The organism is Pseudarthrobacter cremeus, from assembly GCF_051857465.1.
In the GTDB taxonomy this organism is placed as follows: domain Bacteria; phylum Actinomycetota; class Actinomycetes; order Actinomycetales; family Micrococcaceae; genus Arthrobacter.
The window spans coordinates 149126-161446 of sequence record NZ_JBPZHC010000001.1 but is presented as its reverse complement, the minus strand read 5'-3'; the positions used below and the strand labels follow the sequence as shown (position 1 = coordinate 161446).

Genomic DNA, 12321 nt, shown 5'->3' with positions numbered 1-12321 from the left:
GGCATGATGGACAATTTCACGCCCGGCCCCTTTGCTGAGGAGTTGGTCACAGCCGGCATTCCGGAACACCTCCACGAGTGGCTGGGCCAGATGGGTATTGGCGCCCTGGTGGTCAAAATGGGCATCCATTTCCTGGAGATGAGCCCTGAGCGCACGGTCGCCACCATGCCGGTCCAGGGCAACACCCAGGTGGCGGGGATCCTGCATGGAGGAGCGCATGTGGTGCTGGCCGAGACTCTGGGCTCGTTCTCTGCCGGAATGCACGCGGGGGAAGGACGGCACGCGGTGGGTATCGAGGTCAATGCCACGCATCACCGGTCAATCGCTTCGGGCACCGTGACAGGAACCTGTACCGCCATTCATCTGGGCCGCACCCTGGCAACCCACGAAGTGGTGATGACCGATGAGGCCGGCCGCAAGCTGTCCACGGCACGGATCACTAACATGATCCGCGACAACCGGGAGCCGGACGCCGGCGCCTGAGCGCCGTCAGGCGGCGTTGCCGCCCGCACTGAGTCGGTAGCGCAGTTCCACTATGCCCCGTCCCATGGTGCGGGACGCTGTCAGCTCAAGTGGCGGCGTCGGACCTTCCAATGGCAGCAGCCGCTTGCCGTCTCCCAGCACCACGGGGATGACGGAGAGGATGAGTTCGTCCAGGAGGCCGGCGTCAGCGAACTGGGCGGCCAGGTTGCCGCCGCCCACCACCCAGATGTTCCTGCCGGCGGCGTTTTCCTTGAAGTCCTGGATGAATTCACGGACGTCTCCGCGCACGAAGGTAATATCCGAGCCGGCGGGAGCGGTGTGCTCATGCCGGGTGAACACGTAGCAGGGAGTGTCGGGATAGGGCCAGTTGCCGGGCTCGTGCTCCATGAGCCACGCGTAGGTTTCCCCGCCCATCACTATGCAGCCGACGTCGGCCATGAACGTGTCATAGCTTTCCTTGCCGCCTTCGAAGCCGTCGAACTGCAGCAGCCAGCCAAGATCGTCCCCGGACGTGGCAATAAAGCCGTCCAGGGATGCGGCGACAAAGTACTGGAACCTGGACATGGACCCAGCCTAGCCATGGGCGGCTACTTGGAGAAGTACGGGATGATCAAATAGAGCCCGAACAGTACGGCTAGTCCGCAGAAGCCGAAGCAGACATATGCCAGCGAACGCTTGAGCCCCGGTGATGACTGCCGGGCGTCACCGGCGATGGCGGTCAGCCGGACTCCGAGCGAGTACAGGACCACAACAGTCACGGCAGCCACCAGGGTGGCGCCGCCTACGGTCAAGAGTTCCAACCACTTCATCGCTGGGCATCCTTTTCCTGGTCGGCCCTGGCGCGGGCCCGGGCGAGTGCTTTCTTCCTGGCGAAACGGATCGCCTGGCCGGCTTCTTCGACCTCAACGGCGTTGTGGTGGCCAACGTGGGACTTCCTGGAATAGAAGAACATCAGCAGCACAGCTGCTGTACCGGCGACTGCGGCAATCGCCACGCCGACGACGCCGGTCTTGACGAGCAACGCGGTCAGTGCCCCGACGATCCCGGCCGCCGGCAGCGTAAAGAGCCAGCCGATGGCGATCCTGCCCACCATGTTCCAGCGAACGGTAGTGCCTTTGCGGCCCATGCCTGACCCGATGACCGAACCGGAAGCCACCTGCGTGGTGGAGAGGGCGAAGCCGAGGTGGGACGAAGCCAGGATGGCCGAGGCGGTGCTGGTCTCAGCCGCAAAACCCTGCGCGGGCTTGACCTCGGTGAGGCCGGATCCCATGGTGCGGATGATGCGCCAGCCGCCCGAGTAAGTGCCGACGGCAATGGCCAGGGCGCACGCTGCGATGACCCAGAGCTGCGGACCGGAACCCGGAGCCTGGGTGCCGGCGGCAATCAGGACCAGGGTAATGATGCCCATGGTCTTCTGTGCGTCGTTGGTGCCGTGGGCGAGTGCCACGAGGCTGGAGGTGAAGATCTGGCCGGTCCGGAACCCGCCTCGCTTCTGGGTCAGCTTGCTGCCGGTTTCCGGATCGTGGCGGGCCGTCAGCGCGTAGGCGAGCCTGGTGCAGATGTAGGCGGCTATCCCGGCAATAAGCGGGGCGAAAATGGCGGGGAGGATGACTTTCTGGAGCAGGGTCTCCAGATTCACCGAGCTGAACCCGATACCGGCAATCGCAGCGCCGATGAGTCCGCCAAAAAGGGCGTGGGACGAACTGGAGGGCAGGCCCTTGAGCCAGGTGATCATGTTCCAGAGGATGGCACCCATCAACCCCGCGAAGATGATCTCGGGTGTGATCTGGACGCCGTCCGACCCTTCCCTGATGATGCCGCCGGAAACCGTCTTGGCCACTTCGGTGGACAAGAAGGCGCCGACCAGGTTCAAGACAGCCGCCAGGGTGACTGCCGTCTTGGGTTTGATGGCACCGGTGGCGATGGGCGTGGCCATCGCGTTGGCCGTGTCATGGAAGCCGTTTGTAAAGTCGAAAAATAGGGCCAGTGCAATGACCAGCGCCACCATAAAGGTGATATCCAACTGTTGCCCAATCTGCAGAGTCGACGTTCGGCAGTTCCTTGCCCGGCCACACCGGTCAGCATAGTTCATCAGTTGTTCACGCGAAGAGACTGGTGATGTTTACCGGATTGGCCCGAAACCTCAACGATCGTACGCGCCAGCCGCTGCAGGTCAAAACACCGGCCCTTCCAGGAACGATTTCACTGCTGCCAGTTCGTCCGGGGAGATGCCACGCCGGGGATCCGGCGAGACCATCATGATGCGCCGGCCCAGGATCCGCGCCCATGCCTGCGCCTCCCGCTCAAAATTGAGCTGGTCATCGATCCACACCAGGGCATCGGTTCCGAACCTGCCAAGGTCCGCCTGGATGGCACGCAGTTTCCACCAGCTTTCGCCGGTACCGCCGGCCTCAGCAGCCAGGTAGGGCCAGGTCCCGGCATTGAGGCCGATGGCGGGACACAGATACTGAGGCGCCATGTCCTCCCAGCTGGTCAGCCAAACGCAGCGGATGCCGGGAAGCCGGGCCAGTTCGTTCAGCCCCTCAACAAGCTCCCTGGCATACGCCACTTCAAGCAGGCCGGCGTTGCCGAGGCGCCAGGGGGAACCCCACGGCGTCCTTCCGGTTGCCCCGAACGGGCACACCACTCCGTCCACGTCCAGATAGAGGGTGACGTTCCGCATCGCCGCTTCACCTCAGGTCAGAAGGTACTGGCGGGAGTAGCCGGCTGTTAAACAAAGGAGTGGCTGCACGCAATCAATCGTTGCATTGCGTGCAGCCACTCCTCAAGGACTGAAGCCCTTAGACGGAGGCCTTCGACGCAGCCGCGCCCGCAAGGGCCGGGCTTCCCGGCTGGTCCTTGCCGTAGATCCAGTCGTTGTACTGGAAGTCGTTGTCCTTACGGCTCTTGAACAGCAGGTTGCGCAGTGTGCGGGCCAGGCCAGAGACGTGCCATGACTCGCCCCAGACGCGGGCGGTGCGCTGGACACGGGCGGTACGCCCGGCGCGGATGCTGTTGAATTCCGCGATGGCTTCGTCCCACGCTTCCGGGTTGACGCCCTCGGCGGTGAAGACGGTTCCGTTGCTGACGTCCTGAAGGACGGCCGCGTCCTCGAGGGCCTGGCAGGCGCCCTGGGCCAGGTACTGCAGCATCGGGTGCGCGGCGTCGCCCATCAGCACCATCCGGCCGGCGACCCAGTTTTCGATCGGATCGCGATCGTACATGGGCCAGCGGATTCCGGTGGCCAGGTTCTTGAGGGCTTCCTGAACAGCCGGGACGCAGTCCTTATACGCTGCCTCGAGTTCGTCGACTCCGCCGTACTGCTCCTCGCCGCGTTCGAAGGAAGCGGACTTGAAGACAGCCACCGTGTTCAGCAGCTCGCCCTTCCGCAGCGGGTACTGCACCAGGTGGCAGTCGGGGCCGAGGTAGACAATGACGTCCTCGAGGTCAGCCTTGGGGGTGTTTTCGGTGATGGGTACCGTTCCGCGGTAAGCAACATACGCGGAAGGGACAGGTTCGTCGCTGGCCACCAGCGGGCGGAGGGTGGACTTGAGTCCGTCGGCGCCGATCACGACGTCCGCCTCGTAGTCCACGCCGGCAGCCGTGTGGGCCACACCGCGGCCGTTGATGGTCTCCACGCTTTGGACCATGACATCGTTGACGAGCGTGACGCCGGCCGCCTCACAGCCCTCGAGCAGGACCCGGTGCAGGTCGCTGCGGTGGATCACCACGTAGGGGGCGCCGTAGCGCTCCTCGAATTCCCCGCCGAGCGTTTGGCGCGTCAGTTCCTCGCCGGTGACGGCGTCGCGGAAGACCAGGTGCTTGGGCTGCACACCGATTTCCAGTGCCTTCTCCAGCAGGCCCCAGCGTTGAAGCACGCGGGAGGCGTTGGGGGCCATCTGCAGGCCCGCGCCGACCTCGCCGAATTCGGGGGCCCGCTCCACGAGGGTGACATTGGCACCGTTTTCACGCAGCGCGAGGGCTCCGGCCAGTCCGGCCATTCCTCCTCCGATAACGAGGACGTCGGTGGACGTGGCGTACTCAGACATTGCTTGCTCCTGATGTTGAGGGTGAGGGGGTGGTTGACGATTTGGACTTGAGTTTGAGGCCCACGGCGGCCAGCAGGACCGCGGCAATGGCGGCTGCACCGGCGAAGGCGAGGAAATTCGAATTGACACCCAGTCCGGCGGCCAGCAGGAGGCCACCTACCTGGGGTGCTGCGACGGCGCCGATGCGGCCCGTCCCGAGCGCCCAGCCAAGCGCGGTCCCCCGGAGGTGTCCGGGATAGTGGCTCGCGACGGCGGCGATGATGAGGCACTGCGTGCCGTGCGTTCCGACGCCGGCGAGGACCAGCATCAGGTAGACGACGGTGACGGAGGGCCCCGTGACGAGGACCACCAGTGCGCCTGCCGCGACGGCGGCTGCGGCAATTGCGGTAGGCATCGGTCCGAAACGGGTTCCGGCCCAGGCAGTGATGACCGAACCGGCCACCGCCCCGAGGTTCAATGCCAGCGCGAAGGTCAGGGCAGAGCCCAGGTTGTAGCCGGCAAGTTGCATGAGGTTTGGCAGCCAGGTACCCAATCCGTACCAGGCGAAGAGGGTGGCGATCGTGGCAAGCGCGAACAGCACGCTGACGCCGAGGTAAGGGGCCCGGAGCAAGGAGGAGAATCCGATCGGTTCAGTCCCTGCAGTGGGCTTGGCGGCTGATTTCTTGGCCACCCTGCGGGCTGCCTTGCCGGCTGCCCTGTCCGTTGCTTCGCCGGCGGGGCTTACCGGGGCCAGTGTTTCGGGGAGGTACTTCAGCCCGAGCGGCACCACGACCACCAGGGCCAGCACTGCCACGAGGAACATGGCCTCCCAGCCGAAGGCGGGGATCAGCCCGATGCCGACAAGGGCGGCGATGGATCCGCCGATCGGAACACCGGACATCATGAGGGTGGCTATGAGGGACCGCCATTTGGCGGGAACCAGTTCTGCAACCAGGGCATTTGCGGAGGGCACCAGGCCGCCAAGCCCGACGCCGGCAAGGAGCCGCAGGACGCCGAAGATGGCGGCGTTGGGGGCGAACGCACAGAGCACGGTGAAAACCGAGAAGACGATCGCGCAGCCGAGGATCGTGCGGCGGCGGCCCCACGAATCAGCCATGCGGCCGGCGAAAATCGCTCCGATCATCATGCCGACGAAGGCCATCGAACCAATGGTTCCGGCGGTGGCCTTGGTCAGGCCCCAACCGGTTTCGGAGATCAGGGAGGACTGGACCGTGCCGTAGACGATGAGGTCATACCCATCGAAGACCACCAGGAGCCAGCAGACAAGGACGGCCGCAGCCGAACCTTTGGTGAACCGTGACGCAGGCCCGTCAGCGGCAATGGGGGTGTGGACCCCCGGCGAGGACCGTTGCGGCACTGCAGCGGGAAGTGTGTGATTCATCCCACTACTGTCATGGCCCTCGAAGATGAACCACAATAGAATTCTGATGTGCAGAACAATCCCGGCTCTCAGCCTGCCTCCGGCAGATCTTCCAGGCCTACGTCGAAACCGGTCCGAAAGCCCCTGCAGAAGCGGCCGACCTATTCCATCGAGGCCGTAGATAACGCGCTGCAGCTCCTGCAGCTGCTGCGCGACGGCGGGACACTTCGCCTCAAGGACGCAGCCGAGGAGCTGGGGGTGGCCCCGTCAACCGCTCACCGCCTCCTGGCCATGCTGGTCTACCGGGGATTCGCCGTGCAGGACGAGACCCGCCGCTACGTGCCCGGGCCCGCGATGGGTGTGGGACCGGCAGGGCTGGCGTGGTCCAGGCTGCTCCGGTCGCTGGCGCAGCCGCACATGGAACTCCTCTCCGCGAGACTTAACGAAACAGTCAACCTCATGGTCCGGGTGGGTACGAAAGTGCGCTTCCTGGCCACCGTGGAAGGAAACAATGTGCTGCGCGTAGGCGACCGGCAAGGGACCGTCATGCCGGCCAACAAGACCTCAGGGGGCAAGGCAATGCTTGCCGAACTTGATGCCCACATGATTGAGCAGCTCTTCCGCAGCAATAATGCCGAAATAGGCGGGGATACTATTCCGGACGCCGATTACCAGGCTTTCCCGCGTGAACTGGAAACGATCCGGTACAACGGCTTCGCGGCGAATTTCGAGGGTACGGAGGATGGCGTGAGCGCGTTGGGGATTGCCCTGCACAACCGGCACGGGCACGTCGTGGGGGCCCTCAGCGTGGCCACTCCCGCTACCCGTTTCCGCAAGGTCTTCGACGCCGGCCTCGTCGGCGCCCTGCGGGAAACCTGCCGCCAGCTGGAGATCGATATCGCGGCAAATCCGGCCGACCCCGACTGAGCAGGGCTGGATCGCGGAGGGGAATTCTGTTGAGCAGAATATGTTGGGCGTCACACGGGGTGCGTCCGTAGAGTCGCACTACGCCAAAAATTGTTCCACTTATAGAAGGAGGCCGACGTGTCCATCAGCGCCGAGAACACGACCCATGAATCCGTGGCCGCGGGGCAGGCTCTTCCTGAGCCAACGCCTGAAGAGGCTGCACAGCTCAAAAAGCTGTACCAGGACTTTGACCGCGAGAACCTGATCCCTTTGTGGACTGAAATCGCAGACCTGATGCCGATGGTGCCGTCGCCGAAGGCGGTGCCGCATGTGTGGCGCTGGAGTGATCTGTACCCGCTCGCGGCGCGCGCAGGCGATCTGGTGCCGGTGGGCCGTGGCGGGGAACGCCGCGCCATTGCGCTGGCGAACCCCGGCCTGGGGAACACCCCGTACGCCACGCCCACCCTGTGGGCTGCGATCCAGTACCTCGGTGCCCGTGAAACGGCCCCGGAGCACCGCCACTCCCAGAACGCGTTCCGCTTCGTCGTCGAGGGCGAAGGCGTCTGGACCGTGGTGAACGGTGACCCCGTCCGGATGTCCCGCGGTGATTTCCTTCTGACCCCGGGCTGGAACTTCCACGGACACCACAATGACACCGATGAGCCAATGGCCTGGATCGACGGGCTGGACATCCCGTTCGTGCACTACGCCGACGCCGGGTTCTTCGAGTTCGGCACCGAACGCGTCACCGATGAAGCCACCCCGGACATCTCCCGCTCCGAGCGGCTCTGGGCCCACCCCGGCCTGCGTCCGCTGTCGGGCCTGGATGACACCACCAGCTCCCCCATCGCGGCCTACCGCTGGGAATACACCGACCGCGCCCTGACCGAGCAGCTGCTCCTTGAGGACGAGGGTCACCCGGCCACCGTGTCCCAGGGCCACGCAGCCGTGCGCTTCACCAACCCCACCACCGGTGGGGACGTGATGCCCACCATCCGTGCCGAGTTCCACCGTTTACGGGCCGGGGCCTCCACCGAGCCGCTCCGCGAGGTCGGTTCCAGCGTCTGGCAGGTCTTCGAAGGCCGAGGCAGTGTGGTGCTGAACGGTGAAACCCGGACCCTGGAAAAGGGCGACCTGTTTGTGGTCCCGTCCTGGGCCGAATGGTCCGTGCAGGCTGAGACCGGCTTTGACCTCTTCCGCTTCAGCGACGCCCCCATATTTGAACGGCTGAACTTTAACCGCACCTACACCGAAGGACGCAAGAACGCATGAAACTCCTGACACTCCGTCTCTCCCAGGGGGACAAAACTGTAACCAAGGCTGTCCGCCAGGACGGCGACACCCTCACCGAAATCGAAGGGTTCTCCGACGTCGGGGCCCTCCTGAAGGATTCCGCCTGGGAGTCCATCGCAGCAGCCGCGAACGGCACCACGCACCCGCTCGAGGGCGCTGACCTGGACGCCGTTGTTCCGGCGCCGGGCAAGATCATCTGCGTGGGCCACAACTACCGCAACCACATCAAGGAAATGGGCCGGGAAGTCCCCGAATACCCCACCCTGTTCGCCAAGTATGCAGAATCCCTGATCGGGCCCAACGATGACCTGGCCCTGCCCCAGGAATCCGACACCGTGGACTGGGAGTCCGAACTCGCCGTCGTCATCGGCAAGAAGGGCCGCCGGATTTCCGAAGCCGACGCCGCGGACCACATCGCCGGGTACGCCGTGCTGAACGACGTGTCCATGCGCGACTACCAGTTCCGCACCATCCAGTGGCTGCAGGGCAAGACCTGGGAAAAGTCCACCCCGTTCGGCCCGGCCCTGGTCACCAAGGACGAGTTCAGCGGCGGCCTCATGACCACCGCCGTCGACGGTGAGGTCCAGCAGTCCACCCCCACCAACGACGTGGTCTTCACCCCGGAGTTCCTGGTGTCCTACATCTCCACGATCATCACGCTGAACCCGGGCGATGTGATTGCCACCGGAACGCCCGGCGGCGTGGGCCACGCCCAGGATCCCAAGCGTTACCTCCAGGAAGGCCAGATCCTGGTCACCACCATCGAAGGCCTCGGCCAGCTGAACAACCGCGTGGTCAAGGAATCCTGATGGTCGCACGCCAGGACCAGACGACGGACCCGCAGCTGCTCGAATCGCTGCTGCAGGCCCGGCGTGGTACCGCGTTCTTCGCCCGCAAGCTCAACGAGCTCTCCGACGCGGCCCTGGACGGGCCCTCGCTGCTGCCGGGCTGGACCCGCCGCCACGTGACCGCCCATATCGGCTACAACGCGCGGGCCATCGCGCGGCTCATCGAGTGGGCGGCCACCGGCGTGGAAACACCCATGTATGCCTCCACGGAGATCAGGGACCACGAGATCAATTTCGGGGCCTCGCTGCCGCCGATTGCGTTGCGGCACCTTTTTGACCACTCCGCGGTGCACCTGAACGTCGAATGGCGCGACCTGCCGGCCGACGCCTGGCACCACAAAGTCAAAACCGCCCAGGGCCGCACCGTCCCGGCCGAGGAAACCGTCTGGATGCGCACCCGGGAAGTCTGGACCCACGCAGTTGACCTGGACAACGGAGCCTCGTTCGCCGATATCCCGGTCCCGGTCCTGTCCCGCCTGCTCCAGGACATCACGTCCGCCTGGGCAACCCGCGGAACAGACACCGGGCTGCTGGTCAGGGTCACGGGCCAGCAGCTGCAGGAATTCGGCGACGCCGGCGCGGAAGCGCCGGTGGTGATTTCGGGCCCCCTTGCCGGCGTGGCCCGCTGGGCGACCGGACGGGGCACCGGCGGCGTCACTGCCAGCCAAAACGGAGCAGCCCTGGACACCGTCCCGGCAGCCCCGAAATGGATCTGAACTGCAGCAATGGACCTGGTCTGCAGCGCCTGATCCGGACACGGCCGGCCATGGCCTGAACGGGAACAAGCCTGGAGACTGACAAGGAAGACCACCTCAGCCGAGGTGGTCTTCCTTGTTTGTATGCCGCGGTGCGTCGCAGGAAGGCAACGCCCTCTACGTGTGCAGCCGGCTCGGATCGCCGCAGGGCGGTCAGCCGAACTGTTCCTGCAGCACCGGCTTTTCAAGTCCAATTCCACGGGCCGGCCTATCGACCCGCTCTGGGTTAAAAAGATGTTGCCCGACGGCGGGTGGCCGGCCGAGGGCGCATGGTGGCGCCCTCCGACGGCGGCCAGCCAGGCTGACGTCACCATTGCCGGCCGGCGCCACCGGGTGATCAGGCGGCTGTTCCGGCCGGGTACGCTGCATTGGCACTGGGGCTGCCCGGGGATTCTACGTGGCAGGAGCCGCCTGGGCAGCGCCGTTGATGTTGACCAGCCAGGCGGTCCCGAACCGGTCGGTGCACATGCCGAAGATGTCGCCCCACGGCGCCGGCTCCAACGGTACCGTGACCGTGCCGCCGTCGCCCGAGAGCTTGTCCCAGTAGCCGCGCAGTTCTGCTTCGTCGTCACCGCTCAGCGAGATGGAGATCGAACTTCCGGTCGAAGCTTCCATGGAATTGGGTGTGTCCGCCCCCATCAGGACCAGGCCGTTGGGGGATGTCAGCATGCCGTGCATGATCTTGTCCGCTTCGGCCGGGTCTTCGCTGGCCTGGAACTCTCCGAACGTGCTCAGCGCCAGGTCGCCGCCGAATACGGACTGGTAGAAAGTCAGCGCCTCCCGGGCGTTGTCGCGGAAGCCAAGGTAGGGGTTGAGCGTCGTTGGCATGGCCTGTCTCCTTGATGTTCTGAATGGAATCGTAAAGGAACAGTCAACATCCTGCCCGAAACCGGCCGCCGTTGATAGGGGTTTGGCCGTAGGCTCAGGGAATGGCCAGATACTTTGACGTTCATCCCGAGGATCCCCAGCCGCGCGCCATCTCGCAGGCAGTGCGCATCGTGCTCGACGGCGGGCTGATCGCCTACCCCACAGACTCCTGTTACGCGCTGGGGGCGCAGATGGGAAACAAGGACGCCCTGGACCGGATCCGGAGCATCCGCAAGCTGGACAACAAACACCACTTCACGCTGGTGTGCAAGGATTTCGCCCAGCTGGGCCAGTTCGTAAACATCGGCAACGATGTCTTCCGCAGCATCAAGGCCGTCACCCCGGGAAGCTACACGTTCATCCTGCCGGCCACCAAGGAAGTTCCGCGCAGGCTGCTGCACCCGAAAAAGAAGACAGTGGGCGTTCGCATACCGGACAACCGCGTGGTCCAGGCACTGTTGGCCGAGCTGGGCGAGCCCCTGCTCTCCAGCACCCTGCTGCTCCCCGACGAGGAAGACCCGCTGACCCAGGGCTGGGAAATCAAGGAACGGCTGGACCACGAGGTTGACGCGGTCATCGATTCGGGCGACTGCGGGGCAGAGCCCACCACCGTCATCGACTTTTCTTCCGGAGTTGCCGAGGTGGTCCGGCGCGGCACCGGGGATCCCTCCCGCTTCGAATAGACCGACTCAGTCCGGCTTCCGGGCCCGGCTGGGCTGTACCCGGGATGGCTCGCCGGGCATTTTGGGATAGTCCGGCGGGAAGGGCAGCTCCCCCAGCCCGGCTTTGAGGTCGCGTTCCCACCAGGCCAAAAGCACGTCAATGGTTCCTGGGCGGGCACCCATGTCCGCCCAGGGGTCGCCGACGGTTTTCAGCCGCTCCGGGACCGTCAGGATGGTGAAGTTTTTCGGGTCCGCGCTGCCCAGTTCGTCCCAGCTGATGGGGCAGGACACAGGGGCATGGGCAAGCGCCCGCGGGCTGTAGGCGCCGGCGATGGTCCTGTCGCGGTTGGCCTGGTTGAAGTCCAGGAACACCCGCTCGCCCCGTTCCTCCTTCCACCAGGCGGTGGTGACCTTGTCCGGCATCCGCCGCTCCAGCTCGCGGGCGGCAGCGATCACGGCGTGGCGGACATCCAGGAACTCGCGGGCCGGCTCTACGGGCGCATACACATGCAGCCCGCGGTTGCCCGAGGTCTTGATGAAGCACTCCAGCCCTGCCTCGGCCAGCACTTCCTTCAAGGCCAGCGCGGCCGGGACGGCGTCGTCGAAGTCGGTGCCCGGCTGGGGGTCCAGGTCGATCCTGAGCTGGTCCGGGTTGTCGGTGTTCCCGGCCCTGGAGGGCCACGGATGGAAGACCACGGTGTTCATCTGCACGGCCCAGACGGCCGCTGCGGGTTCGTCGAGGACCAGCATGGGGTGCGAGCGCGCACTCGGAAAGGTCACTTTCACGGAGCGGACGAACTCCGGGGTTCCCTTGGGCGGGTTCTTGGAGAAGAACTGCTCGCCCTCGATGGTGTCCGAGTACCGCTGGAGGGCAACCGGCCTGTCACCGTTCGCGGCGATAAATGCCGCACCAACATCCACCATGTACCTGGCAAGGTCCAGTTTGGTCAGGCCGAGATCCGGCCACATGACTCTGCTGGGGCTGGAGATGCGCATTTCACGTTCGCCGTGGGGTCCTGGGACAGTGAGGGTTGTCTGTTCGCTCGCCATGGGGACAACCTACCCCGCCGGGGACGCCGAGTCAGCAGGCATGCCGCA

Annotated in this window: 14 protein-coding genes; 6 read left to right on the top strand and 8 right to left on the bottom strand. The window is 65.2% G+C overall.

Annotated elements, in window-relative coordinates; all coding sequences use genetic code 11:
* Nucleotides 1–3 precede the first annotated feature (3 nt).
* Entirely contained in the window at nucleotides 4–483 is a 480-nt protein-coding gene (locus ACS5PJ_RS00665; RefSeq protein WP_439433020.1) for a hotdog fold thioesterase, read from the top strand.
* A gap of 6 nt (nucleotides 484–489) precedes the next feature.
* On the opposite strand, the gene ACS5PJ_RS00660 is transcribed toward ACS5PJ_RS00665, so the two are convergent.
* From ACS5PJ_RS00660 to ACS5PJ_RS00635, 6 genes are all read right to left on the bottom strand, one after another.
* The gene (locus ACS5PJ_RS00660; protein ID WP_439433019.1) at nucleotides 490–1047 is read right to left on the bottom strand and encodes a dihydrofolate reductase family protein; all 558 of its coding nucleotides are present in this window, start codon (nucleotides 1045–1047) and stop codon (nucleotides 490–492) included.
* Nucleotides 1048–1070: 23 nt separating this feature from the next.
* Nucleotides 1071–1292, bottom strand: coding sequence for a hypothetical protein (locus tag ACS5PJ_RS00655; RefSeq protein ID WP_439433018.1), 222 nt, complete (start codon nucleotides 1290–1292; stop codon nucleotides 1071–1073).
* Nucleotides 1289–2506 (bottom strand): inorganic phosphate transporter, encoded by a 1218-nt coding sequence (locus tag ACS5PJ_RS00650; protein ID WP_439433017.1) that lies wholly within the window; start codon nucleotides 2504–2506, stop codon nucleotides 1289–1291. The genes ACS5PJ_RS00655 and ACS5PJ_RS00650 overlap by 4 nt, the downstream gene beginning before the upstream one ends.
* Before the next feature lie 150 nt (nucleotides 2507–2656).
* Complete coding sequence (locus ACS5PJ_RS00645) at nucleotides 2657–3166, bottom strand: HAD domain-containing protein (RefSeq protein ID WP_439433016.1); 510 nt, start codon at nucleotides 3164–3166, stop codon at nucleotides 2657–2659.
* Between the two features lie 118 nt (nucleotides 3167–3284).
* Entirely contained in the window at nucleotides 3285–4532 is a 1248-nt protein-coding gene (locus ACS5PJ_RS00640) for an FAD-dependent oxidoreductase (protein ID WP_439433015.1), read from the bottom strand.
* Nucleotides 4525–5913 (bottom strand): MFS transporter, encoded by a 1389-nt coding sequence (locus tag ACS5PJ_RS00635; protein ID WP_439433014.1) that lies wholly within the window; start codon nucleotides 5911–5913, stop codon nucleotides 4525–4527. Before ACS5PJ_RS00635 ends, ACS5PJ_RS00640 begins: the two co-directional genes overlap by 8 nt.
* A gap of 123 nt (nucleotides 5914–6036) precedes the next feature.
* Between ACS5PJ_RS00635 and ACS5PJ_RS00630 the strand changes: the two genes are divergently transcribed.
* From ACS5PJ_RS00630 to ACS5PJ_RS00615, 4 genes are all read left to right on the top strand, one after another.
* Entirely contained in the window at nucleotides 6037–6819 is a 783-nt protein-coding gene (locus ACS5PJ_RS00630; protein WP_439433539.1) for an IclR family transcriptional regulator, read from the top strand.
* 117 nt (nucleotides 6820–6936) lie between these two features.
* A complete protein-coding gene (locus ACS5PJ_RS00625; protein ID WP_439433013.1) occupies nucleotides 6937–8070 on the top strand; it encodes a cupin domain-containing protein in 1134 nt (377 codons plus the stop codon).
* Nucleotides 8067–8900: a fumarylacetoacetate hydrolase family protein gene (locus ACS5PJ_RS00620; protein ID WP_439433012.1), complete on the top strand. Its 834-nt coding sequence runs from the start codon at nucleotides 8067–8069 to the stop codon at nucleotides 8898–8900. Before ACS5PJ_RS00625 ends, ACS5PJ_RS00620 begins: the two co-directional genes overlap by 4 nt.
* Complete coding sequence (locus tag ACS5PJ_RS00615; RefSeq protein ID WP_439433011.1) at nucleotides 8900–9655, top strand: maleylpyruvate isomerase family mycothiol-dependent enzyme; 756 nt, start codon at nucleotides 8900–8902, stop codon at nucleotides 9653–9655. The genes ACS5PJ_RS00620 and ACS5PJ_RS00615 overlap by 1 nt, the downstream gene beginning before the upstream one ends.
* A gap of 432 nt (nucleotides 9656–10087) precedes the next feature.
* Here ACS5PJ_RS00615 and ACS5PJ_RS00610 read toward each other — a convergent pair whose 3' ends face one another.
* A complete protein-coding gene (locus tag ACS5PJ_RS00610) occupies nucleotides 10088–10522 on the bottom strand; it encodes a VOC family protein (RefSeq protein WP_439433010.1) in 435 nt (144 codons plus the stop codon).
* Between the two features lie 101 nt (nucleotides 10523–10623).
* Between ACS5PJ_RS00610 and ACS5PJ_RS00605 the strand changes: the two genes are divergently transcribed.
* Nucleotides 10624–11244: an L-threonylcarbamoyladenylate synthase gene (locus ACS5PJ_RS00605; RefSeq protein WP_354148542.1), complete on the top strand. Its 621-nt coding sequence runs from the start codon at nucleotides 10624–10626 to the stop codon at nucleotides 11242–11244.
* A gap of 6 nt (nucleotides 11245–11250) precedes the next feature.
* On the opposite strand, the gene ligD is transcribed toward ACS5PJ_RS00605, so the two are convergent.
* On the bottom strand, nucleotides 11251–12273 hold the full coding sequence (gene ligD, locus ACS5PJ_RS00600) for a non-homologous end-joining DNA ligase (RefSeq protein ID WP_439433009.1): 1023 nt from the start codon (nucleotides 12271–12273) through the stop codon (nucleotides 11251–11253).
* Nucleotides 12274–12321: the final 48 nt, after the last annotated feature.

Bases quoted from the DNA above. Each gene is read 5' to 3' on its own strand.
- ACS5PJ_RS00660 (WP_439433019.1), bottom strand. From the start codon at position 1,047: ATGTCCAGGTTCCAGTACTTTGTCGCCGCATCCCTGGACGGCTTTATT.
- ACS5PJ_RS00615 (WP_439433011.1), top strand. From the start codon at position 8,900: ATGGTCGCACGCCAGGACCAGACGACGGACCCGCAGCTGCTCGAATCG.
- ACS5PJ_RS00605 (WP_354148542.1), top strand. From the start codon at position 10,624: ATGGCCAGATACTTTGACGTTCATCCCGAGGATCCCCAGCCGCGCGCC.
- ACS5PJ_RS00665 (WP_439433020.1), top strand. From the start codon at position 4: ATGATGGACAATTTCACGCCCGGCCCCTTTGCTGAGGAGTTGGTCACA.
- ACS5PJ_RS00640 (WP_439433015.1), bottom strand. From the start codon at position 4,532: ATGTCTGAGTACGCCACGTCCACCGACGTCCTCGTTATCGGAGGAGGA.
- ACS5PJ_RS00635 (WP_439433014.1), bottom strand. From the start codon at position 5,913: ATGAATCACACACTTCCCGCTGCAGTGCCGCAACGGTCCTCGCCGGGG.
- ACS5PJ_RS00655 (WP_439433018.1), bottom strand. From the start codon at position 1,292: ATGAAGTGGTTGGAACTCTTGACCGTAGGCGGCGCCACCCTGGTGGCT.
- ACS5PJ_RS00620 (WP_439433012.1), top strand. From the start codon at position 8,067: ATGAAACTCCTGACACTCCGTCTCTCCCAGGGGGACAAAACTGTAACC.
- ACS5PJ_RS00645 (WP_439433016.1), bottom strand. From the start codon at position 3,166: ATGCGGAACGTCACCCTCTATCTGGACGTGGACGGAGTGGTGTGCCCG.
- ligD (WP_439433009.1), bottom strand. From the start codon at position 12,273: ATGGCGAGCGAACAGACAACCCTCACTGTCCCAGGACCCCACGGCGAA.
- ACS5PJ_RS00610 (WP_439433010.1), bottom strand. From the start codon at position 10,522: ATGCCAACGACGCTCAACCCCTACCTTGGCTTCCGCGACAACGCCCGG.